Genomic DNA, 22,567 nt, shown 5'->3' on the forward strand with positions numbered 1-22,567 from the left:
CGGGGCGTCAGTTTTCAAGTTTCTTAGCTATAGAGACAACATATTGTGTTAGTGGATGGTGTGGTATCTAAATATAGATATCGCACAAAAACGATCCATAGTGAAGCCATCAGGCGGCCCCAATAAAGTCAAATTTGAAACGTCTAACCGTTCTCAAGTGTCCTGCGGTTGTTTTTGGTTGTGAGTTCGTGGGCGATTTGCCCGGTTATTGTACCGCAAAACGAGTAGAACGGGCGGAATGAAATGAGCCACAACCAGGCGGTCGGTGCATCGCACGACGAACCTCAGATCGAAGGACTTCAACCCGGCGCAAAGCTTTTGCGCGGGCAGTATGAAATCCTGAAATATCTCAGCAATGGTGGATTTGGAATCACCTATCTGGCGCGCGACAGCCTGGAGCGTGACGTGGTGATCAAAGAGTGTTTTCCCGGTGCCCTGTGCCGTCGCGATGGCGATCTGGTTGCACCGAATGACCCGGCGTACAAAGACGACCTGCGCGCCATCATCGACCTGTTCATTCAGGAAGCCCGCAACCACGCGCGGCTTGTGCACCCCAATATCGTCGATGTGCATCAGGTGTTCGAAGACAACGACACCGCCTATATCGCGATGGACCTGATCCGGGGGTGTGACCTGCTGGATTACGTCGAGAACCCCGAAAACGAAAGCGGCCCGGACTTTATCGTTCAGGTGACCGAAAAGATGCTGTCGGCGGTGTCGTTCATTCACCAAAGCGGGATGCTGCACCGGGATATTTCGCCGGACAACATACTGATTGACGAAAATGGCGACCCGGTTCTGATCGACTTTGGCGCTGCACGGGAACAGGCGGCCAACAAGTCCGCGGCGCTGCTGACCTTGCGGGTGATCAAGGACGGATACTCTCCGCACGAGTTCTACGTGCGCGGGGCCGAGCAAGGCCCAAGCAGCGACCTCTATGTTCTGGCCGCGACCTTGTATCACGCGATCAGCGGAGAGCGCCCGATTGATGGCCAATCCCGCCTGAACGCCTTCAACAATGGGCAGGATGATCCCTACGCGCCGCTGGCCGGTCGGTTTGACGGCTACCCCGAAGGGTTCCTTGAGGCCATCGACAAGGCGATGGAGGTTCACGCTACCGACCGCCTGCAAAGCGCGCTGGACTGGTTGCGGATGTTCCGTGGCCCCGGCGTGATGTTCGATACGTTTGCCTACCGCCCGGTTTCGGTCATCGTCGGGATGGATCGCACGGATAAAGAGGCGGAAAAAGCCCGGATCAAGGCCGAGACCGAAAATGCCGAAGCGGTCGTGACGGCGCTGCTGGCTGGAAACGCCGATATTGCGCTGGGGAACGAAGACAAAAAAGACGATGAACGGGCCAAGTTCGCCGCAAAAGAAGACACTCCGGTCGCGGTGGACACCGTGGTTCAGAGCGGGTCTGGCGGCAGCGGCAAGCTGTTGGCCGGTGTGGCTGTGGTTGCATTGGCAGTTGCCGCGGGTGGCTTCTTTGTCTTGTCGGGTGGCGACAAAGCGGATGACACGCAAACTGCGTCGGTGGTTGCCACAGATGCACAGCCAGCAGTGGTTGAGTCTGAACCCGCCGAGGAAACGGTTGTAGAAACACCCGAAGCCGCCTCCGAAACGGTGGCCACACCTGCACCAGAAGAAATTTCAGAGCCGCCTGTCGAGCAGGCAAGTTCCGACGCTGCGGAAGCGGCTGCCACAGAAGCAGCCGCCGCAGAACCGGACGCGGCGGTCAATGATCCGGCCCCCGCCGAGACCGCTGTTGCGGAACCGGCTGGTCCGGTGGATCTGGCCGAGAACCAGATCGCATTCTCGCATTGGGATGTGGATATTCCTTTCTCGATCTCGCGCCGCCGCGCGTCGACCGGGCATACGTTTTCGATAACCGGCGTTGATCAGAATCAGGACATGTCGGTCATCGGTGATTGGGTTCAGCGCGGTTCGACGATCTTTACGCTCAATGGCAGCCCGGTTCGGGGTGATGCGTCCTTTGCAACGCATGTTCTCGACAACCTCAATGTTGACCCGGACGGCTATATCCGTGTTGCGGCCCGGTATCGCCCCTTGGGTGAAACACGGGCGCAGAACGGTTTGTTGGCCCTGCCCGCCATCCGCTCGGTCGGATTGGAGAACGGCTATATGTTCACAATCCGCAGCACGGGTGACGAGAGTTGGCAGACCGTTGTGTCAGACGTTCCGGCCGAGACTGCGGGCGACCTGCAGAAAGGCGATGTTCTGCTGAGCGAGGCGCAGGGTGGTGTCGCACTCAACGGCGCAGAGAGCCTGGACGAGTTGCTGGCCGCGCTTGTTGCCGAAGAAAAATCCCAGGCCCGTTTCACAGTGACACGAAACGGAAGTGAGACGGCCGCTGTGATGCCGCTATCGCAGGAGTGATCTGACCGGTTCGAATGTGATCTGCCAGTGTGTATTTGCTGAGGATGGCCGCCTTTCAGGCCATCCTGACGGGGACCGGCCCGCCGCAGAATGTAAGAGTTTTCCTGGTTTTTCAATATGATGAAAGCCGCTGTGCTGTCTTGCACAGAGGTATGTTGCAGCCCCCGGCACACATGTTGCGTGCCAAAAGATTGAAGGTGTCGACGCCATGTTCAAATACAAAAGCCCTCTTAGCCGGCTTCTCGAAGGCGCCGGCAAAGCCAAAGAAGACGAAGCCTCGGAAACCACGTCGGCAGCGGCCAGCGAAGATCCCATCGAGGAAAAGCAGGAACAGCCCATCGCTGATTTCAACGCCCTGCGCGCGGCGCTGGCAGGCGGGAATATGTCATCCGAATCCTATGAGGAAACGGATGAATTGATGCCGGAAGAAAAGATGCCGGACTTTTCTGAGGAAGATGCCGCAGAGGTTGAGGAGCCGGTTGAGCAGTCGATCTTCGTGGAAGACGAGGCCGAAACAGCTGACATGGGTGCAGAGGAAGAAACGCCCGCACCGGTCGCGGATGAGCAGATCGTGACCCTGCGCCTGACCACCGAAGACGCGGTTGAGCCAATCGAAGAAACACCCTCTGAGCCGGAAGCGATTGCTGAGGAACCGGTGCAGACCCCCGTTGAGGAACCGGTCGCGGAAGAACCAGTGGCAGAGGTCGTTGAAACCCCCGCCCCGGTGGCTGAAGCCGCGCCTGAAGTGACGCAGGAAGTTGAGGCAGCGCCACAGCCCGCCCCCGCGCAGGACCGCCGTTCGCGCGTCAAGACCACGTTCCTTGGGTTCGAGCGTGCCGACACGCATGTTCAGGACCTGATGGAAACCGCTGAGCCGGTCGCTAAAACCGAGGCCGTGCAAGAGACCTTCCCTGTCGGGTGGCTGGTTGTCACCTCGGGGCCCGGACGTGGGGCCAGCATCACCCTGACAGAAGGTCTGATGCAGATTGGCCGCAACGACGATCAGGCGATCCAGCTGGACTTTGGCGATACGGGGATTTCCCGCTCGAACCACGCGGTGATTGCTTATGATCCGGAAGATCGCAAATGCTATCTGGGCCATGGCGGCAAGGCCAATCTTGTGCGCCTGAACGGCAAGCCGGTGCTGAGCACTGTGGCGCTGTCCAGCGGCGACCTGATCCGCATCAGCGAAACCTCGATCCGGTTTGCAGCCTTCTGCGACGACGGCTTTGACTGGCGGGATTCGTAATAGATGCTGGCGACTCCGGCATATGATATTGCGCTGATCCTGAACCAGGGTCAGCGAGACACGCAGGAAGATGCCGTGGCTGCACGGATGTTCGATGCGATCGACGCGGGTTACATCGTGATCGCTGACGGCATGGGCGGTCATGAAGCGGGCGAGGTCGCCTCGGAGCTGGTAATCGCATCCTGGCGCGAGTCGCTGGATGCGGAGCTGAGCGGTGACACCCTGGCCGAACCCGCTGCGGTTGATGCCTTGCCCCTGGCTGCGATGCTGGCCAACACGGCGATTGCAAACCACAACGAAGAAAAAGGCGGCGGCTTCAATATGGGGTCAACGCTTCTGGGCGCGCTTTTCCTCGACCAGCGGATGTACTGGATTTCAATCGGTGACAGCCCGCTCTATCTGTTTCGGGAAGGTGTTCTGACACAGGTCAACGAAGACCATTCGATGGCCCCCGTGATCGATGCGCAAGTGGCCGAAGGCAAACTGACCGAAGCGCAGGCGCAGTCCCATCCGGATCGCAATCAGCTGACCTCGGTTGTCATGGGTGGTGCGATCCCCAAGGTTGACTGCCCTGAAACGCCGCTGACGCTGAGCTCGGGTGATGTTGTGATCCTTGGCAGCGACGGGTTGCAGACCCTCTCGGACAGCGAAATCGAAGCTGTTTTGCGCGAACACAAAACCGCTTTGGCACAGGAAATCGCGGACGCCTTGCTGCGGGCCGTTCTGGCCAAGGCCAATCCAGATCAGGACAACCTGACAATCGCAATCGCGAAACCGACACGACCCTAACAGGCAAAGCAACAGGACCCATGAGAAAGCACCTAATCATATCAAGCCTTGCCCTTGCCGCCGCCACCGGCGCGGCCTCGGCGCAAGAGGCATGTTCGACCTACGAGATTCAGCGCGGCGACAGCCTGCGAGAACTGACGATCCAGGTCTATTCGACCGAGGATTTCCGCATCATTTACGATGCAAACCGCGATGTCATCGGGTCCAACCCCAACATCATCCGTGTCGGTGACGTTCTGACCCTGCCCTGCCTCGAAGAAGTCGGCCGTGCGGTTGCTCCGCCGGAAACCGAGGCGGAACGTCTGGCCGCCGAAATGGCATCGGAATTGGTGAAAGCCGCAGAAGAGCGTGCCGCGAAGGCGATTGCCGATGCCGAAGCCCGCGTTGCAGCGGCCGAGGCCGAAGCCAAGAAAGCCAGCGAAGACGCAGTTTCGGCGGCCAAAGCGTCGGCGGTGGAAGAGATTGAAGCGGCCCGCGCCGAAGGTGCCGCGTTGATCCGAGAGGCCCGGTCGGACGACCGCCCCGAGATCCGCGACAGGCAGATTCTGCTGATCACAGGTGGTAACTACGCGCCGTTCACCGACGAGGAATTGCCGAACCGTGGGCTTTATACCCGTCTGGTCGAAACTGCGATGCTGCGCGCCGCGCCCGAGCAGGCGTATAAAATTCAGTTCGTCAACGACTGGTCCTCGCATCTGGACCTGCTGATGCCAACGCTGGCCTTTGACGGAACCTTCCCATGGTCGCGCCCCAATTGCGAAGAGGCGGCAGCCCTGTCTGAAAGCGACCGTGAACGCTGTGAAACCTACAATTTCTCGAACCCGTTCTACGAAGTTGTGGATACGTTCTTTGCCCTTGAAGGATCGGGCTACGAACAAACGCTGACCTATTCCGATTTCGCGGGCACGACCATCTGCCGCCCCGAAGGCTGGTCGCTATCGCATATGGATGCCGTCAGCCTGTACGAGCCGGTCATCAGCCTGATGCGTCCCGTTTCGCCGGATGACTGTTTTCACGCGGTCATCGAAGGGCGCGCGGATATCGTCGCAATCGAAGCCCATCTGGCGGTCGAGGCAATCTCGCGGCTGGGCTACGAGCATCGCATCATCGAAAACCCCAACCTTGCGGCGATCAAGTCGCTTAACGTCATGACCCACAAAGATAATCCTGATGGGGAAGCGATCCTTGAGACGCTGAATCAGGGTCTGACAATCATGCAGCAATCCGGCGAATGGCGCGACATCGTGTCGTCTGCACTGCGGCATCAAATGGAAAATGGCTAAGGCCCCAAATGGCCTGACAAACGAATAGTCTGGAGGAAGTGGACATGTTTGAATTTAATCTGAAGAAAGTTGTAATGTCGGCCGGCGCCGTTACCGCGCTCAGCGCCGGTGCTGCCGCAGCACAAGAGGCCTGCACCAACTACACCGTTGCAGACGGCGACACGATGGCGACCATCGCGATTGCCGCCTATGGCACCTCGAACTATCAGCCGATCTTCAACGCGAACCGCAACATCATCAACAACCCCAACGCGCTTGAGCCTGGCCTGGTTCTTGCTCTGCCCTGTGAAGATGGCAGCCTGCCAAACGGCCAATCGGCGCAGGAAATCATCGCAGCGGAAGAACAGCGTGCGGCCAGCGTCAAGCGTTCGAACGTCTACGCCCCGCCGATCAAAATGGTTGCCGGTAACGGCTGGGAGCCGTTCACAACCGAGGCGCTGAGCGGCGGCGGCATCATGACCCGTCTGGCAACCACCAGCCTGCAGCGGGCTGGCAACAGCCGCGATTATTCGGTCAGCTTCGTAGACGACTGGAGCTCGCACTTGGAGACCCTGTTGCCGCTTGGGGCATTTGATATCTCGATCGCCTGGACCGTTCCGGATTGCACAAACCGCACATACGAATGGTCGGCTGAAACAACGGCGCGCTGCACCCAGTTTGTTGCGTCGGTTCCGGTCTACGACGTCGTCGGTGGCTTCTTCACTCTGCCTGAAAGCCAGTATGCAAGCGCAACGGATTTCAGCGATCTTGAAGGGTCCACCATTTGCCGGATGGCGGGTTGGAGCATGGTTGTTCTGGAAGAAGTTGGCTTGAACCGTGAGAACACAACCGTCGTTCAGCCCAGCTCTGCGCGTGAATGTCTGGATGCGGTTCTGACCGGCACCGCGGATGTGGCGGCGTTCGAAGTTGATCTGTTTGCATCCACCATGAACGACATGGGCCTGACCTCGGCTGACATCATCGAAAACCCATATGTTTCGACCCTGTCGTCGATGAGCTTCCTGGCGCACCGCACCAACCCGTTCGCGCGCGAATACATCGCGATGATGAACAAGGGTCTGAACGAAATGCGCGAATCCGGCGAATGGTACGCAATCATTTCGGACTCGCTGCGCGAGCAGAACGAAAAACTGAACGCAGCTTCGAACTGATCCCTCGGTTCAGCTGAACTCACTGGGCCGGTCCTGTGACCGGCCCTTTTTTGTTTTGGTATCCCGGTCGTGCCCGCCGATTTCCAGGCCATTCCGATCGTGCAAGTGGATGGTCACAGCCAACCCCAGCGGTCTTGCGTGCCGTCATGCGCAGGCAAGTACACAAAAGCCAGAAATAAGTGTTTTTGGTGCCGGAAAAGCAAATGGCCAGCACCCCAAATGCTGGCCATTCAACGAGTGAGTGATTTAGCCTTGCGGCCTCACCGGTTGTAAAACTTTGTTGTCCTCAAATTACACAGATTAACCCTGCACGAGAATTAGGGGAATCCCGTAGAAACGGTAAAATTCTAGTCAAGTGCTTGTTTATGTGCGCATTTAAGTCGGTTCTTTGGCCGATCTGCACTATGTTTCGCGGTCATCCAAGCCTATTGGCCGGTTCGGTACATGCCGGCGGGGTGGCGGGATGTTTCGACGGTTGATCACAACCGCACGGGGGCAAAATAATTCGCCTCAACGGCGCGATGAGCGTTCACAGAATTACCTTAACCATGTAACTGTAGGTCTGCGTAGTTGTTTGATATTTTATAGGTAAACATGGCTCGTCGCGCCTTGAAACTTCTTCTTTGTTCCGCTGGTCGTCGCGTTGGATTGCTTAACTGCTTTCGTGCGGCCGCTGAACGCCTTGAATGTGATCTCGAAATTCTTGCATGTGATTTGAACCCGGATGAAAGCGCCGCCTGCGCTTTGGCTGATCAGGCGTTTGCAGTGCCAAGAACTGATGATTCCGGTTACATCACTGCTGTTTTACAGATCGTGCGCGATCATGGTGTGGATTTGGTGGTCCCCACAATCGATCCCGAACTGTTGCCCCTGTCCGTGGCGCTGGACGAATTCGCCGCCGCAGGCGCGCATGTCCATGTCTCGCCCCCGAATGTGATCGAGGTTGTTCGGGACAAGCATCAAACCTCTGCCGTTCTGGCAGCGGCCGGAGTGCCCGTTCCGCGCACGTTGGATCACGCGGGAGTTCTTGAAAATCCAGACGGTGTGTCCTGGCCAGCTTTCGCGAAACCAAGCGGCGGCAGCGCCAGCCGCGGGCTTCAGGTTTTCAATTCAATAGACGAAGTTCCTGCCGTTTTCCCCGAACCCATGATCTTTCAGGACAATCTGAGCGGCCCGGAATACACGATTAACATGTTTGTCGATCAGGAAGGCCGCTTGCAAACGGTGATACCGCACAAACGGATCCAAATCAGGGCGGGCGAGGTCGAAAAGGGCCGCACCGAACGCCGCGCTGACCTGCACAAAATTGCCGAGGGAATTGTGAACGCGCTGCCCGACCTGAGGGGGGTGGCGTGCTTTCAGATCATTGACGACCCGAAACTGGGGCCATGCGTCATCGAAATAAACGCGCGTTTTGGGGGTGGATACCCGCTGGCAGACCATGCAGGTGCGCCGTTTGCGCAATGGCTGCTGGAAGAGGTGGCCGGATTGCCATCGTCACCCCATAACGATTGGCGCGACGGGGTGCGCATGATGCGGTATGACAGCGCCGTGTATATCGATTGATGCTGGTTTTTGATCTGGACGATACCCTGTATCTTGAACGCGATTTTGCGTTCAGCGGGTTTGCGCATCTCGAACGTTGGGTCGCAGAACATTACGGCGTTTCAGGATTTGGACCTGCCTGTCAGAATATCTTTATAACCGGAGACAGGCGGAAAATCTTCAATACCGCCTGCGCATTGCTCGGGCTGCCGGATAGTCCGGACTTCATTGATCGACTGGTGCAGGAATACCGGCTGCACGTTCCAAAAATTCAGCTTAGCCCGGACGCGGAACGGTTTCTGAATGCCGCAAGCCATCCGATGGGGTTGATCACCGATGGGCCGGAACGGATGCAGCGCAACAAGATCGCCGCGCTGGGGTTGGAAAAGCACATCGCGCATATTCGCCCCACCGGCGCTTGGCCCGAGGGGTTTGGAAAGCCGCATCCCCGCGCATTTGAAGAAATGGAAAGCCTGGCCCCCGGCGGGTCGAAAATGGTCTATGTCGCGGATAATCCGGCCAAAGACTTCGTGACGCCAAATGCGATGGGATGGCAAACGGTGCAGGTTTTGCGGGCCGGAGCCGTTCACGATCCCAACCCACCGGATCAGGCGCATGCCGCGCAGGTAAGGATCATTGACTTCGATCAGTTGCCGGACGTGATCGAGTTTTCCTGAAACATCGAGTGGCTTGGAACAATTTGATCGATGACCTGATCCCAGTCACTCAGCACCCGAGAGGGTTGCAGCCAGTACCGGTTTTCCACCGCAGATTGCCTCATTTTCGCAAGGCTGTCTTTGTCCGTCAGCAGCCCTGCCACTGCGTTCGCCAACGCCGGGGTGTCCTCCGGAGCAACGAGGATGCCGTTCTCTCCGTCCCGGACAATCTCTCGCGGGCCGTAGGCGCAATCGAAGGCCACAACCGGCAAGCCGGAAACGGTTGCCTCGGCAACCACATTGGGAAACCCTTCGAACCGCGACGGGAACACCAGCACATCTGCGTCCTGCATCCAAGCGCCGGGTCGCGCGCTTGATCCGGGCAATTGAACACGGTCGGTCAGACCCATTCGTTGAACCTGACGCTCAAGCTCATCGCGTTTTGGGCCATCACCAAAAATCGTCAATTTGGCGTCAGGCACCCGGCTGATGATTTCGGGCATGGCATCCAGCAACAGGTCAAACCCCTTTTGCCATTCCAACCGGCCCACGGCGACCATGTTTGCGGCCCCCTCCCCCAACGTGACATCCGAAAAAGGCGCGCAAGGATTGGGAATGACATGTGTGTGGTTCGCCAAAGCGTCAGGTAAATCCTGACGGGCGCGTTCGGTTTGCATCACGATGGCCGTGGCCGAGCGGGCCAGCGTATTGAACCCTTTCAACCAGATCGGATGGGCGTGCTGCGCTTGCGGATTGTTACGCTCTGACACCAAAACGGGGACGTTCAGACCCGTGTTTGCCAACAGGGTCAGCACGTTGATCTTGGTCAGGAACGACATAATCAGATCAGGTTGCACCTGCCGCACAGTCTGCCGGATATGAAGCAACCGCCGAAATTGCACCAGCTTTGAGAATCCGTCGCCGGAGTGAATAACATGCAGGTTCGTCGCCTCGGGGTAGTCGAAATACGAACTGTTGTCGGGGGTTGCCATCCCGACGATATGCACCTCATCCCCAAGGCTCAACCGATGCTCGGCGATCATCGCGATGTTCTTTTCCGCCCCACCTGCACCAAAACCGCCTTGAACCATTAACAACTTCATGGGGGTTACTCGGCCGCGTTGTGCAGACGGCCACTTATTCCGCTATCTGGCAAATCTGCGTGTTGCGATTGGGTGTCCGGGATGGTGTGCAACGGATGGGGCGCGTTCACCTCTTTCTCGATCAACGGACGGTTCAGGTCTTTGGATTGAAGGAAAATCCGGCCGATATACTCGCCCAGGATCCCAAGGAACATGGCGTTCAGGGTCATCGATAACAGCAGCAGGATCGTTGTCGTCGCAAAGCCGCCGGGCCAATCCTGCCCGAAAAACAGCTTCCCGATGATGTAGCCCATCATCAGCAAAAAGGTCATCAGGCCCACGGTCAGGCTGATCATCGAGGCCAATCGCAACGGCAGCAGCGAATGGTTGATCAACCCGTCAATGGCCAGCGACAACATTGCCTTGAACGGAAATTTTGACTCGCCTGCGGTCCGGGCATCGCGATCATATTCGAACCCGACCTGCTGAAATCCCATGCCGCTGATCAATCCGCGCACATAGGGCGAGCGGTCGTCTACAAGGCGCAGCTCGTCCAGAATGCGGCGATCCGTCAGGCGGAACTCACCCGCGTTTCTGGGCAGATCGTCATTGCTGATCATGTCGATCAACGCATAGAAACCCCGCCGGGCCGCGGCCACAATCGGACCGTCGGGCAGGCTGCGGCGAATGCCATAAACGACGTGATTGCCCTGCCGCCACAAGTCCAACATCATCGGGATCAATTCGGGCGGGTCCTGCATGTCGCAATCCAGCTGAATCGAACATGCGCCGTTGGCAGACCGATACGCAGTCAGAACCGACGATTGATACCCCATGTTTCGGGCAAAGCGGATTACACGGACCCGGTGATCCTCGGCTGCGATCTCGGACAGAATGTCAAAGGTGCGGTCCGTCGAATGGTTGTCGGTGAAGATGATCTCGGGCTCGTAATCGGGCAGATTGTCGAAGACGTTGACAACCCGGTCATAGGCCGTTTTGACGTTGTCTTCCTCATTCAAGGCCGGAATTAGAATGGATACCAGTGTCATGCGCGCGCTCCCGCCGTCGCTGATGATGCTTTAAACTGCTTTGCCCATTGAAAAGTGCGTGTCAGGCCGTCCAACAGTGAAATCGCGGGTTGCCAACCATATCGCGCCTTCATCTGGCTTGCGTCGGGCAACAGGACATTTGGCTCATCAACCGGTGCATCGCATTTTAGCATGCTTTCACCGGCTCCGGCCAAAGATCTTAGATGCTGAACCATCTCGGACATTTCGGGCGCATGGCCCGTGCACAGGTTGATGACCGGGCCCGCCTTTTCAGGGGCGTCTGCAATTTCTGTCAGGCCCTGAACGACGTCATCCACATGGATTAGATCCCGCCTGTCATGGGGCCGCCGAAGGTGAACGGGTCTGTTGCTGAGCAGGTTTTCAATAACCTGAGGGATCAGGAAATCTTCGGATTGTCCCGGCCCGTAGGTCAACGCCAGACGTGCGGTCACGGCGACAAAGGGCAATCTGGGTGCCGCCATCTCAAGGTATTTCGTGCCCGCCAGAAGTGATGTTCCGTACGCGTTTACGGGATGTTCCCGCTCTGTTTCTACAAAAGGCAAGGGCACATCACCGTATTCTGCGATGGTACCGGTTCGGACAAAGGCCCGAGGCGGCGACGCGCAGGTCGCAGCCGCCTTGATCAGACGGGTCAAACTCTTGAGGTTTTCGTCGATGCTCTGATCCAGGTCCGAAAGGTCTGGCGCGTTCGAAAACCGGGTTCGTGCCGCTGTGTGAAACACCGTGTCCGGAGCAAAATCCTGAAAGCAATCGCGCAGCGCGTGCTCATCAGAATAGGCGCAGCGATACGTAGCAACATCTGACACAGCAGTCCCGAGACGGCCAAGCGATGATCCCGGCCGTGTCAGGATTGCAACCTCATCCCCCCGGTCCAGACAGGCCCGAGTGAGGTGCGATCCGATGAACCCTGATGCGCCTGTTATGAGGACACGTGCCATCGCCGGATCCTCAGGGAAGGATAACCGGCATTGGCAGCGGGACGATGAATTTTCCGCCCTGGGCTTCGAACTCGGCCATTTGTTCGCGGATCTCGTCAAAGAAGTTCCAGGCCAGCACCAGCAGGTAATCGGGCTTGCGCTCAAAAACCGCTTCGGGCGGCAGAACCGGGATCAGCTTGCCGGGCGAATACAGCCCCTGCTTCAGCGGGTTGCGGTCGACCAGGAAATCAAGCGTCTCAACCCCGATGTCGAAATAGTTCAGCAACGTGTTGCCTTTGGCCGGTGCGCCGTAGCCTGCGACTGTCTTGCCGTCGGCTTTCAGGTCCGCCAGAATTTTCAGCAGGCTGTCGCGCAGCTCGTGCACGCGGTCGGCGAACTCTTCGTAACTGGCGCGGTCGGTCATGCCTGCCGCCGCTTCGTCGGCCAGCATTTCGGCCACGATGGGCGCAGGCGTTTTGTTCAAAGTCGCGCGCTGCATGAACACCCGCATCGAACCGCCGTGGACCGGCAGTTTGGTCACGTCGACAACGTCCAGACCCACCGCTTCCCCAAGCTTGACGATGGACAACAAGCTCAGTTCCGAGACGTGCTCGTGATACACGTTGTCGAATTCATTGGTTTCCAGAATGGCCTTGCCCCAAGGCACCTCGATGATGAACACACCATCGTCGGTCAAAAGATCAAGGACACCGGCGGTGAAACCGTGCAGGTCGTCGATATGGTTAAAGGTATTTGTTGTCGTGATGACGCTTGCAGGGCCTTCCTGTTCGCGCACAGTCTTGGCGGTTTCCGGGTTAAAGAAATCAACATGGACCCGCACGCCACGCTCATTCGCGATTTTGGCAAGGTTTGCCGCCGGATCGATCCCAAGACATTTGCCGCCCAGCCCGTTTGCGTGGGACAGCATAAGCCCGTCGTTACAGCCGATATCCACGATCATACCGCCTTGCGCGCGATCAACCGCCACCTGGGCGAGCCCCGCGAAATGGGTATGCATCGTAGCCGCGCCAGACGGCACGTAGAGGTAATCGGTGAAGAAATCAGCCGGAACCTGGTCGGCGACCTGTATCAGGCCACAGTCCAGACAGGCCTGCGTGTTCAGCGGAAATGCGGGTTGCGGTTCCGACAAGTCCTGCGTTTTGGCGAACATATTGGCCGGAGGGTGATTGCCCATCGGCAATACCAGCATCAGATTTTCTGATTTACAGGCCCGGCACGTTGTGCGGGATGTTGGACGTACACTCTGCATATTCATCACACTACCTTCATTTCAATTCAATATGCGCAAAAAGCGCGACAGCTATCTGTTTTAGGTTGCGTACCGTTTGCGGTTATGTGTCCGGCAACCGGTATCTCAGGAAGTTCTGCGTCACAGAATTGCTTAGCAGATGGTTCAAACACAGCGTTGCCTTGGGGGCGTATTACCAATCTGTGCCTGTGTCTTTTTCCTTTCCTCCTTTTCGGCGAATGCGACCCGATGATTTCGGATCAAAACACCTTTTGCTTGAACACCTTCTGATACAGCCAGGTTTCGACCGTTATGTGCGCCAGATGCGCGACCAGTACGCCCAGCGGAATTGTCACCAGGATAAAAATCGAAACCGACAGCGGAAAGTTCGAACCGAACCACCCCATCTTTTCGAAGACCATGCGCATTGGCAGGTACACGTAGGGGTGTGTCAGGAACATGCTGTAGCTGATCGTGCCCAGATAGAAGATCCATTTGCTGGAAAAAACGCGGCCACTGATGCTGCCCGGTGATATGGCCAGCATGAAATACAAGACCGAGAACACGATGGTCAGTGTCACATTCGGATCGACGAAATCTGACGGGATATAGAGAACCTTGCCAAGTTGCAGGAAATAGACCGCGCCACCAAATGCCAGTATCTCGCCAACCGGAACCAGTTTGCCGGTTGGAAGCATGCCCCGATCTGCAAGCAGCCGGATCATCACGCCGCCAAGGAAGAACAGCGTCGCCGGGAAATAGAGTGTGAAGGCCACCGCAGCCAGTACAGACAGCGCCAGACCGATCTTCGATGGGCGATGGATGGCAAATGCCATGACCAGCCCGGTCAGAAGGTAGAACCACATCTCATAGACAATGCTCCAGGCGTTGGGGGTCAGTTGCCCGGTATTGGTGAAATTGGTCAAGAACGTTAAGGCCAGAAAGATCTTCCACGGGTCCTTCAGTTCCGGCGCCGTGTTGGTGACCGCGTTCAACACGATGAACAACATCGTCATGGCAAAGAACAGCGGATAGATCCGAATCAGACGTCGCGCAGCGAACCCGCCCGGCGAATATTTGATCGAGCTGGGAAGGATAACGAAGCCGCTGATGATAAAGAAGAAAAACACTACATTGGTTCCGAAGTTCCAATAGTGTTCGAGACCCGCGAAAACAGAAGGATCATCTGCATAAGCGTTCAGTGCGGTCCCCCCGGCCAGATGGGCAATGAACACCATCAGCGAGGTTACGCCCCGAAAGGCATGCACCGTCATATTGAACGACGCGGCATGCCCTTTCGGTGCCGCCTGCGCCTTTGCTGAACCCTCAGCAGGCGCGGCGATCTCCGGAGAAACCTGGGTCTCTCTGACGTCGGTCATGCAGGGACCTTCCTTGCGCCATGCGTTTCGGCGAATTTGTTAAAGGTTTCATGCATATAGGCAATCTGCGCGTCGTCCAGACCGTGGTGGCACGCCAGAAGGATACCGCCACGCATCACCGCATCGGCGGCGGGATAGCCGTCGGGGCTGGTTTGGCACGTGACATTCTTCATGGCCGGTTGTCGCAGGATGTTGCCGGTAAAGACGGGGCGGGTCTGGATGTCCGACTTCTCAAGATAAATCTGCAATTCGCGGCGCGTGAACGGCGCGCCTTCGCGCAGGGTCAATGGGAAGGCCAACCAACCGGTCCGCGAACCCGGCAGTTGTTCGGGCAGGATGAACCAGTCTTCATACTGGGCAAAGAACGCCCGATGCGCGGCAAATGCCTTTTCGCGAACCTGAATATTGTTGTCCAGTTTGCCCAGTTGAACCAAGCCAAAGGCGGCGCTGATCTCGGACGGTTCCAGATTGTAGCCGAGGTCTTCAAACAGGAATTTCGCATCATACTCGATACCGTCCAGCATCACGTTGAAGCGGTTCTCGATGGCCTCGGATTCCACAAACAAGGACGACGAACGCCCCCATGAGCGCAGCAACAGCGCTTTGCGGCCCAGATCGTCATCATTGACGCACAGCATGCCGCCATTGCCCGCACCGTTGATGACATGGCTGCCATAGAAGCTGGTGGTTGAGACGTCGGAATAGACACCCGTGCTGGTTCCATCAATTGTCGCGCCCAGCGTATCGGCGCTGTCTTCGATCACTTTCAGACCATGGGCATCGGCCAGTTCGCGGATACGGCGCCAATCGGGCAGGTTGCCAATCAACGATGGGATCATCATGGCCGAGGTTTTCGGCGTGATCATCCGTTCGATGGCATCCACATCGATATTGTAAGTCCCTGGGGCCGCATCGACAAATGCGGGGATCAGGCCCTGTCGGACCAATGGGGCCACGGTTGTCGCAAATGTCAGCGCAGGCGTAATGACCTCACTGCCTTTCGGCAGGTCAAGGATTTCCACGGCGAGGTAGTTGGCCGATGATCCGGAATTGACCATCACACCATGGCGCTTGGCAAACAGGGCCGAGACCTGCTGCTGCATCTCGCGCACTTTGGGGCCCATTTGCGTGGATGTTTTCAGCACCTCGACCACGGCATCGATCTCTTCCTGGCCATGCACTGTTTGCCCGTAATTCACTCTCATTAAAGTCGTCTCCTTAGAAAACTGCTACTGGGCCGCAAGCGGCGGTTGCGCGTACCGCTGCGACGACATCAAATTGCTGTAGTGATCGATCTGCGCATCGGTCAGACGCGCCATATCCTCGCCCGAAAGCTGAGCCTTGTACCATTCAACCGTCATTCGAATGGCTTCGGACAGGGCCAGTTGCGGCCGCCAGCCCAACTGTGACTGGGCCTTGGTGCTGTCCAGCCGAAGCAGCCCGGCTTCGTGCAAATCATCCGGCGGGGTGCCAAAGGTAAACTTGGGCGCGCCGTCCCCCCAGGTCTCGGTCATTATCTGCGACAGGCTACGGACATTCACTGTTCCGGATACATCCGGCCCGAAGTTCCACGCGCCCGCAAAATCCTGACCGGACCCCAGCAGCCGTGCCGCTAGGGCCAGATAGCCTGACAACGGCTCAAGCACATGTTGCCAGGGCCTGATGCTGTTGGGGTTGCGAATATGAACCGGCGTGTTCTCTGCCGCGGCGCGGATGATGTCGGGGATCAAACGATCCTCGCTCCAGTCCCCGCCGCCAAACACATTGCCCGCCCGTACGGTGGCCAGACGCGGGCCGTCTGGGTCGGCAAAGAAGGAATGCGCGTAGGACTGCGCCAACAGCTCGGTACAGCCCTTGGAGGCGCTATACGGGTCTTTGCCGCCCATGGGATCGTTTTCGCGATACCCCCAGACCCATTCCTTGTTGTCATAGCATTTGTCACTGGTGACAACGACAACCGCCTGCAAGGATTTCATCCGCAGCGCGGCGTCCAGAACATGCGCCGTGCCCGAGACGTTGGTGGCAAATGTTTCCGCCGGGCTTCGGTAAGATCGGCGAACCAAAGGTTGCGCGGCCATGTGAATGACCAGATCGGCATCCACATCCGCAAGCGCCTTGTCAACCGCTGCCGCATCGCGAATGTCGGCAAACCGACTGTCGGTGAAACCGTCGACCTTGCACAGGTCAAAGAACCCCGGCCCCGGCTCAGGCGGCAGGGAAAGTCCGACGACGTCTGCCCCCAGCTTTCTGAGCCAGGCACAAATCCACCCGCCCTTGAAACCGGAATGCCCGGTTACAAGAACCCGCCGCCCGGCAAAAGCGGCGTCAAACTGAGGATCGACTTGGTCCGTCATGTTCCGATCTCAAATCGCCAGTGCAGGATAGCTTTCGTCGCCCTCGTCGCTGAAGTTCATCCAGGGCGGCAGTTCATCGTCGCACAAGGCGTTCAGCGTGTTTCGGTCGCGAATGGTGTCCATCGGGTGCCAGAACCCGTCATGGCGGAAGGCCATCAACTCTCCGTCGCGGGCCATCTGGGTCAGCGGCGTCATTTCCAGCGGTTCATTGTCGTCGACCATGTAGTCCAGAACGCCGGGTTCGAAGACAAAGTAGCCGCCATTGATCCAGGTATCGCGCTTGCGCACCTTTTCGGTGAACGCCTCGACCCGGTCGCCTTTGATTTCGATGTTGCCAAAACGCGCCGGAGGTTGAACGGCCGTCACAGTCGCCAGTTTCCCGTGGCTTTTGTGGAAATCGATCAGCGCATTGATGTCGATATTGCCCAGCCCGTCGGAATAGGTGCACATGAACGGCTCATTCGGGTCCAGCCACTCTTTCAGTCGGCGAATTCGACCGCTTGTCATTGTGTGCGCACCCGTGTCGACAACCGACACGTTCCAGCCGCCGGGGGCCGAGGGCACAAGCTTGAGCTCTCCGGTATCCAGAGCGACCGAGATGTTGTTTGCGATAAGATGGTAATTTGCGAAAAACTGTTTCAGCAGCAACGCTTTGTAGCCCGCTGCAACCACAAAATCCTTGTGGCCGAAATGACTGTAAATATCCATGACCCGCGCGATGATAGGACGACCGCCTACCTCGACCATGGGTTTCGGGATCGAAACCGTCTCTTCGGCCAGACGTGAGCCCAGTCCACCAGCCAGAAGCACCGTTTTCATCGTTTTTCCTTCCTTGTTAAAATCAACTCAAAAAATCGAGAACCACCCAGAAGGATGCCCGACGCGTCGGTTACATCGTCACTTCGTGGGAAACGAATCGAGCCTTTCGCGCTCATTGACCCGCCTCCTTCGGCTTCAAGTATACCACACCTTGGCCGTAGCGATTATCAAGACCCGCGATTTCGGCCTTTTGGTACCCATTCGTCAACGCGTACTGCAACAATGATGCTTCCAGCGTTGAATCGTATCCTAAAACGAAAGCGGCAGGCGGGGTTTCATTGAACAAATCTTCAATCTGGTCGTCACCAACAATCTGGTAGTGCTGCGCCAACTCGGTTGGCGTAAATTGCGCGATGCGATACGCAAATGGACCGGTCGCGAATTCAGGATAGACAGGCAGATCCGCTTCCAGCGGGTATAGCGGCACCAATGTTGCCACAGGCCCTTCGGGTTGACCGCTTTGCGCGATGGCTTGTTGCAGGGCGGCTCCGCCTTCAACGAATTTCTGGGGTGTAAATTTGCTTGGGTTTGTGGCCGCGAGCATCCCCAACCCAAGACGCGGCAATCCCAGCACCAGCATCACAAGGATGCCCGCCCTGATCATTGGAACGACTTGCTGACGGCTGGCGGCGGGCAAAAGGCGGTAAATCAGCGCCAACAGGATCGGAATGCACACGATCGGCTGGACATAATATTGCGGAAAGCCCGGCGTCGGTACAAATGCAAACACCGCCGTAAGGCACATGATGGCCAGAACAACAATGGCCTGTCCAATCCCGGAATTTGCCAGCGCCCCCGAGGACACCCTCAGGCTTGCCACCATCAATACCAAAGTTAGCAGCACCAAAGTCAGGACAAGGGATGACCCCGAAAGCCATGCGGAATAGGCAAGTTGAAGCTTGCTTGACAACCCAAGCGCCAATTCCGGCTCGGACGCGGCGTTGGCCTCCCAATACGCGATATGGGGGCCTGTGTGAAACTGCAGGACATGCGCGATGAACAGTTGAGGATCGGACAGCAGGTACCAAAACAACGGCACAGCCCCCAGCAATCCGCCAACCAACAACGGCAGAACAACGCGTTTCAGACGTTCGCTGAACGTGAATCCTGCGGGTAGGAAGAACGCGGCGATTGCGATCGGCGGAATGAACATCACCGCACTGACCTTCATGCCTGCGGCAATCGACAACAGGACACCAGCCAACACCAAGCGCCAGGGTCTGAGTTCGGTTTCCAGCGTCTCGCAGACAAAAAGCCCAATACCCAAAACCGCAAAGGGCAACGGCAGAAGGTTGTTGGTTGCGGCCATCCCGGCCTCGGTCAGGAACGATTCACTAGTGAGCAGAGCAACCAGCGAAAACGTCGCCAGAAATCCTGATCTGGTCAAACGGTAGGTCAGCCATCCCGTGGCGACCAACAGCAACAGCCACGCGGCAAACACCCCGAACCGAGCCGAACCCAAAAGGCCAAACCCTTCGAACAGGGTGTTGAACCCAAGAAAATACCAGGCTGAGTACGGCACATGGTTGTAGAAAAAATCGGAATACAGGCTTTGATCCTGCATCAGGCTGCTTGGGGGGACAAACATCAGCTCGTCCCGGCGCAGCCCGTAGCTCATCAAACGACCAAACACTGAGACCAGCAGAAACACCAAGCCCGAGATCGTCACCAGATTCAGCAGCAGACGCCAAACGTTCAGCCGTGAAGGGGCAACCCTTGCACCTGAGGTCTCGTATTGAAGATCGCTCATGACGGGTCTTCTCCGAAAGCTCGGACCTGCAGCGCCCATGAGATCAAGAGGTAGGACATCACCACAATCGGACCCAACGCGATTGCCTGAGCCAGATAGGCGTCAAGTCCCGCTTGCATCAGCCAGTGCAGCAGCACTGCGTTCACAAAGTATATCAGAACATAAGAAGAGGCATAATAGGGAAGACGTCCATATCCCTGCACACCAAAGACATAGCGTTTGTGAATGCGGAAATTCCACAAGACACACAGGGTGAACTGCAGCAATAGCGCAAGCTGGGCCGGGACGTTCAGAACAACCAGCGCGGCGAACACAAGGTACCCGAACGCTGTGTTTACCACACCGCTTCCCAAGAACCGTATGAGCCTGGATCGCATTTCCGGCGGTGACTCCACTGGACTCAGATAGGATCCTGCAGTTTTGCTACGATCACTAAACAACGTATTCAAACCATTTAACCAATATTCGTCAAAACTATGACGAGAACAAAAAACCGGGCAGCCAATCAGCTGCCCGTAGTAGCAAATTCCCCAGTTTGAGGCAGAGGAGCCTTCCCTTTCATACCAGCGACAGCAGGTGCAACAGATACACGGGCCGGCTTGTTTTTCAGGTCCGAGACGTCAATCGGGCGCAGCCCGTTCACGCCATAACCTGGCACAAGCTCTTTCAGAAGCCGTTTGGCGGTCAGCTCGTCACATTCGATTGCCGCCGCTTCCAGCTTGCGGATCATGGCCCGCAGTCTCGCAGCCGGAACACCTTCCGGGCGCGCCGAACCGACACCCGGAATACCGCTGTCATGGCGCTGTTCGGACGCGTCAAACAGTTCTTCGAACAGTTTTTCACCCGGACGGGCACCGATGAACTTGATGTCGATGTCCTCATACGGCTTCAGGCCTGCCAAACGGATCATCCGCTCGGCCAGATCAACGATTTTTACCGGGCGACCCATATCCAGAACAAAGATCTCGCCATGGCTTGTGTCTTGTTTCAGGCCACTGGCAGCCGCGACCAGAGTCAACTGCACGGCTTCGCGGATGGTCATGAAGTATCTCTCCATGCGCTTGTCCGTGACCGTCAGCGGCCCACCGTTCGAGATTTGCCGCTGGAACAGCGGGATGAGCGAGCCGGACGACCCCAGAACGTTGCCAAAGCGGACCGAGAAGAACCGGGATTGTTCTTCCGTCTCATTGGTAATTCTGTCCTGCGCCTGAACATAGAATTCAGCCACCCGTTTCGTCGCACCCATGACATTGGTCGTGTTGACCGCCTTGTCGGTCGAGACCTGAACCATGGCAATTGCGCCAACATTGCGGGCTGCGTCGGCCACATTGCGCGTGCCGATCACATTCGTCAGAACTCCTTCGCAGGGGTTCAACTCGACCATCGGCACATGTTTCAGAGCCGCGGCGTTGAACACCAGTTCCGGGCGGTGCCGTTCGAAGATTGCGTTCACACGGGTTTTGTCGCGAATGCTGGCGACATACATCCGGCGCGGAACGTCGGCGAAGTTCTGCGACAGATCCATGTCGATCGAGTAGGCGTTGAATTCGCAGTTATCGATCATGACCAGCTCTGCCGGATCAAACGAAGCGATCTGACGGCTGAGTTCGCTGCCAATCGATCCGCCCGCGCCCGTCACCAGAACGCGGCGACCCTTGAACATCTCGCGCAGCATCGACCGTTCGACTTCTTTTTGCGGACGATCCAGGATTTCTTCGGGGTCAACATCCTGACCCTTTCCGGTGTCGTGATCTTCCAGACCGGGAACGCGCGAAACGGAAATCCCGTTGGCTTCGCACCAACGTGTGATCCGACGAATGCCGTCGCTTTCGAAATGCGTCACGGGCTCGGTCAGAAACAGGCGCCGGGGCAGATTGTTCCAGGTTTCGAGTTTCTCGATGACTTTCTCAGAGTCCAGCAAGGTGCCAATGATCTGCACATCGTGGAAATACAGGCCCTGTGTGTTGCGGGCGTCATCGATAATGCCAACCGGCTGGAATTTGGAGTCGGTGTTGCGCAGGGACCGAACAAACAAGTCGCACGCAGCGCCCGTTCCGACCAAAAGAACCGGCACTTTCGTCTGCGCCTGGCAATGGGCCATCAGGCTGGCGTTTTGCCGTGTCAGCTCGCGGCTGCGCGCGACAACCCGCAATGCGCTGAAGCACAGGATCATGACACCAAACTGAATGACGTAAACCGCAAACGGAACGCTTGCCGTGACGGTCAGGATCGACCCGATCGCCGCAAGACAGCACGCTGCCAGCCCCGCGCCACGCATGATCAACACAATATCCCGAAGCGAGGTCGAGCGCGCATGACGACGGTAGACACCGGCCAAGGGGAAAACCACCAAGCCAATAATACATGACAGAATGGCCAACGGTCCGGTTGCCGGAACCAGATTTTCAGCGATGGACCCGCCACCGGCCAGGTTCAGCGCGACAATCACCGCAAATGCGGACGCGACAAGGTCACCGATGACAAGCCGGTGATTTGCTCTTAGCTCGTTGAAGATTTGAGACTGCCAAGACTGGAACCCCGACAGCAATCCCCCACTTTCCTTAAATTTATTTCCCTGAGACCCAGCCCCGGAAGAAACATAATCGAAGTCACTCATACGAACGCTCCCGCGCTGCTACACACCTCTTACTGCTGGCTTGACGGATATTGGTATTGGCGCAATTTTCGCACCGCAGACATAGAACTCAAAAAAAACAACCGACTAAACGCCAGCTGGTCGATTTTATGAATCGTACTGTCTTACCCCCTCCACCTGTGCGCCCTAAAAACCTCGCCCAGGCTTGATTAACCATCTCACTCGCAGCTGCCGACAATCGGCTTACAAACAACCATCTCTGGTTCTAACTATGCCCTGAC

18 protein-coding genes are annotated in these 22,567 nt (G+C 57.2%); 7 read left to right on the top strand and 11 right to left on the bottom strand.

What is annotated here, in order from left to right; translation table 11 throughout:
- The first annotated feature begins 243 nt into the window (after positions 1–243).
- The 7 genes from ACR0MO_RS11580 to ACR0MO_RS11610 all read left to right on the top strand — a co-directional run bounded on the left by ACR0MO_RS11580 (position 244) and on the right by ACR0MO_RS11610 (position 9,091).
- Positions 244–2,397 carry a serine/threonine-protein kinase gene (locus ACR0MO_RS11580; protein WP_480891355.1) on the top strand — a complete coding sequence of 718 codons (2,154 nt, stop codon included), beginning with the start codon at positions 244–246 and terminating at the stop codon, positions 2,395–2,397.
- Between the two features lie 208 nt (positions 2,398–2,605).
- Positions 2,606–3,646, top strand: coding sequence for an FHA domain-containing protein (locus ACR0MO_RS11585; protein ID WP_480891358.1), 1,041 nt, complete (start codon positions 2,606–2,608; stop codon positions 3,644–3,646).
- Between the two features lie 3 nt (positions 3,647–3,649).
- Positions 3,650–4,435: a PP2C family protein-serine/threonine phosphatase gene (locus ACR0MO_RS11590; protein ID WP_480891361.1), complete on the top strand. Its 786-nt coding sequence runs from the start codon at positions 3,650–3,652 to the stop codon at positions 4,433–4,435.
- A 20-nt stretch (positions 4,436–4,455) separates the two neighbouring features.
- Complete coding sequence (locus ACR0MO_RS11595; protein WP_170522887.1) at positions 4,456–5,718, top strand: transporter substrate-binding domain-containing protein; 1,263 nt, start codon at positions 4,456–4,458, stop codon at positions 5,716–5,718.
- Positions 5,719–5,762: 44 nt separating this feature from the next.
- On the top strand, positions 5,763–6,869 hold the full coding sequence (locus ACR0MO_RS11600) for a transporter substrate-binding domain-containing protein (protein ID WP_170453758.1): 1,107 nt from the start codon (positions 5,763–5,765) through the stop codon (positions 6,867–6,869).
- Between the two features lie 594 nt (positions 6,870–7,463).
- Positions 7,464–8,435: an ATP-grasp domain-containing protein gene (locus tag ACR0MO_RS11605; protein WP_480891365.1), complete on the top strand. Its 972-nt coding sequence runs from the start codon at positions 7,464–7,466 to the stop codon at positions 8,433–8,435.
- On the top strand, positions 8,435–9,091 hold the full coding sequence (locus tag ACR0MO_RS11610) for an HAD family hydrolase (RefSeq protein WP_170453760.1): 657 nt from the start codon (positions 8,435–8,437) through the stop codon (positions 9,089–9,091). Before ACR0MO_RS11605 ends, ACR0MO_RS11610 begins: the two co-directional genes overlap by 1 nt.
- Here ACR0MO_RS11610 and ACR0MO_RS11615 read toward each other — a convergent pair.
- From ACR0MO_RS11615 to ACR0MO_RS11665, 11 genes are all read right to left on the bottom strand, one after another.
- Positions 9,061–10,173, bottom strand: a complete 1,113-nt coding sequence (locus ACR0MO_RS11615) for a glycosyltransferase family 4 protein (RefSeq protein ID WP_480891368.1) — start codon at positions 10,171–10,173, stop codon at positions 9,061–9,063. The two genes, ACR0MO_RS11610 and ACR0MO_RS11615, sit on opposite strands and share 31 nt — an antisense overlap.
- 5 nt (positions 10,174–10,178) lie before the next feature.
- On the bottom strand, positions 10,179–11,201 hold the full coding sequence (locus tag ACR0MO_RS11620; RefSeq protein ID WP_170522875.1) for a glycosyltransferase family 2 protein: 1,023 nt from the start codon (positions 11,199–11,201) through the stop codon (positions 10,179–10,181).
- Positions 11,198–12,160 carry an NAD-dependent epimerase/dehydratase family protein gene (locus ACR0MO_RS11625; protein WP_480891370.1) on the bottom strand — a complete coding sequence of 321 codons (963 nt, stop codon included), beginning with the start codon at positions 12,158–12,160 and terminating at the stop codon, positions 11,198–11,200. The genes ACR0MO_RS11620 and ACR0MO_RS11625 overlap by 4 nt, the downstream gene beginning before the upstream one ends.
- Before the next feature lie 10 nt (positions 12,161–12,170).
- Complete coding sequence (locus tag ACR0MO_RS11630) at positions 12,171–13,415, bottom strand: class I SAM-dependent methyltransferase (RefSeq protein WP_170453764.1); 1,245 nt, start codon at positions 13,413–13,415, stop codon at positions 12,171–12,173.
- Between the two features lie 233 nt (positions 13,416–13,648).
- Entirely contained in the window at positions 13,649–14,767 is a 1,119-nt protein-coding gene (locus ACR0MO_RS11635) for an acyltransferase family protein (protein WP_170453765.1), read from the bottom strand.
- The gene (locus tag ACR0MO_RS11640) at positions 14,764–15,972 is read right to left on the bottom strand and encodes a DegT/DnrJ/EryC1/StrS family aminotransferase (RefSeq protein ID WP_170453766.1); all 1,209 of its coding nucleotides are present in this window, start codon (positions 15,970–15,972) and stop codon (positions 14,764–14,766) included. The genes ACR0MO_RS11635 and ACR0MO_RS11640 overlap by 4 nt, the downstream gene beginning before the upstream one ends.
- A 24-nt stretch (positions 15,973–15,996) precedes the next feature.
- The gene (gene rfbG, locus ACR0MO_RS11645) at positions 15,997–17,121 is read right to left on the bottom strand and encodes a CDP-glucose 4,6-dehydratase (protein WP_480891372.1); all 1,125 of its coding nucleotides are present in this window, start codon (positions 17,119–17,121) and stop codon (positions 15,997–15,999) included.
- Positions 17,122–17,130: 9 nt separating this feature from the next.
- Positions 17,131–17,940 carry a glucose-1-phosphate cytidylyltransferase gene (gene rfbF, locus ACR0MO_RS11650; RefSeq protein WP_170453768.1) on the bottom strand — a complete coding sequence of 270 codons (810 nt, stop codon included), beginning with the start codon at positions 17,938–17,940 and terminating at the stop codon, positions 17,131–17,133.
- A 112-nt stretch (positions 17,941–18,052) separates the two neighbouring features.
- Positions 18,053–19,690: a hypothetical protein gene (locus tag ACR0MO_RS11655; protein WP_480891375.1), complete on the bottom strand. Its 1,638-nt coding sequence runs from the start codon at positions 19,688–19,690 to the stop codon at positions 18,053–18,055.
- Positions 19,687–20,067, bottom strand: a complete 381-nt coding sequence (locus ACR0MO_RS11660) for a GtrA family protein (RefSeq protein WP_480584606.1) — start codon at positions 20,065–20,067, stop codon at positions 19,687–19,689. Before ACR0MO_RS11660 ends, ACR0MO_RS11655 begins: the two co-directional genes overlap by 4 nt.
- Positions 20,068–20,195: 128 nt before the next feature.
- Positions 20,196–22,307, bottom strand: a complete 2,112-nt coding sequence (locus ACR0MO_RS11665) for a polysaccharide biosynthesis protein (RefSeq protein ID WP_480584608.1) — start codon at positions 22,305–22,307, stop codon at positions 20,196–20,198.
- Positions 22,308–22,567 lie beyond the last annotated feature (260 nt).

Source organism: Ruegeria sp. K5 (genome assembly GCF_056531805.1).

Excerpts from the sequence above, each read along its gene's own strand:
- ACR0MO_RS11580 (WP_480891355.1), top strand. The coding sequence starts at position 244 with ATGAGCCACAACCAGGCGGTCGGTGCATCGCACGACGAACCTCAGATC.
- ACR0MO_RS11585 (WP_480891358.1), top strand. The coding sequence starts at position 2,606 with ATGTTCAAATACAAAAGCCCTCTTAGCCGGCTTCTCGAAGGCGCCGGC.
- ACR0MO_RS11590 (WP_480891361.1), top strand. The coding sequence starts at position 3,650 with ATGCTGGCGACTCCGGCATATGATATTGCGCTGATCCTGAACCAGGGT.
- ACR0MO_RS11595 (WP_170522887.1), top strand. The coding sequence starts at position 4,456 with ATGAGAAAGCACCTAATCATATCAAGCCTTGCCCTTGCCGCCGCCACC.
- ACR0MO_RS11600 (WP_170453758.1), top strand. The coding sequence starts at position 5,763 with ATGTTTGAATTTAATCTGAAGAAAGTTGTAATGTCGGCCGGCGCCGTT.
- ACR0MO_RS11605 (WP_480891365.1), top strand. The coding sequence starts at position 7,464 with ATGGCTCGTCGCGCCTTGAAACTTCTTCTTTGTTCCGCTGGTCGTCGC.
- ACR0MO_RS11610 (WP_170453760.1), top strand. The coding sequence starts at position 8,435 with ATGCTGGTTTTTGATCTGGACGATACCCTGTATCTTGAACGCGATTTT.
- ACR0MO_RS11615 (WP_480891368.1), bottom strand. The coding sequence starts at position 10,173 with ATGAAGTTGTTAATGGTTCAAGGCGGTTTTGGTGCAGGTGGGGCGGAA.
- ACR0MO_RS11620 (WP_170522875.1), bottom strand. The coding sequence starts at position 11,201 with ATGACACTGGTATCCATTCTAATTCCGGCCTTGAATGAGGAAGACAAC.
- ACR0MO_RS11625 (WP_480891370.1), bottom strand. The coding sequence starts at position 12,160 with ATGGCACGTGTCCTCATAACAGGCGCATCAGGGTTCATCGGATCGCAC.
- ACR0MO_RS11630 (WP_170453764.1), bottom strand. The coding sequence starts at position 13,415 with ATGAATATGCAGAGTGTACGTCCAACATCCCGCACAACGTGCCGGGCC.
- ACR0MO_RS11635 (WP_170453765.1), bottom strand. The coding sequence starts at position 14,767 with ATGACCGACGTCAGAGAGACCCAGGTTTCTCCGGAGATCGCCGCGCCT.
- ACR0MO_RS11640 (WP_170453766.1), bottom strand. The coding sequence starts at position 15,972 with ATGAGAGTGAATTACGGGCAAACAGTGCATGGCCAGGAAGAGATCGAT.
- rfbG (WP_480891372.1), bottom strand. The coding sequence starts at position 17,121 with ATGACGGACCAAGTCGATCCTCAGTTTGACGCCGCTTTTGCCGGGCGG.
- rfbF (WP_170453768.1), bottom strand. The coding sequence starts at position 17,940 with ATGAAAACGGTGCTTCTGGCTGGTGGACTGGGCTCACGTCTGGCCGAA.
- ACR0MO_RS11655 (WP_480891375.1), bottom strand. The coding sequence starts at position 19,690 with ATGAGCGATCTTCAATACGAGACCTCAGGTGCAAGGGTTGCCCCTTCA.
- ACR0MO_RS11660 (WP_480584606.1), bottom strand. The coding sequence starts at position 20,067 with ATGCGATCCAGGCTCATACGGTTCTTGGGAAGCGGTGTGGTAAACACA.
- ACR0MO_RS11665 (WP_480584608.1), bottom strand. The coding sequence starts at position 22,307 with ATGAGTGACTTCGATTATGTTTCTTCCGGGGCTGGGTCTCAGGGAAAT.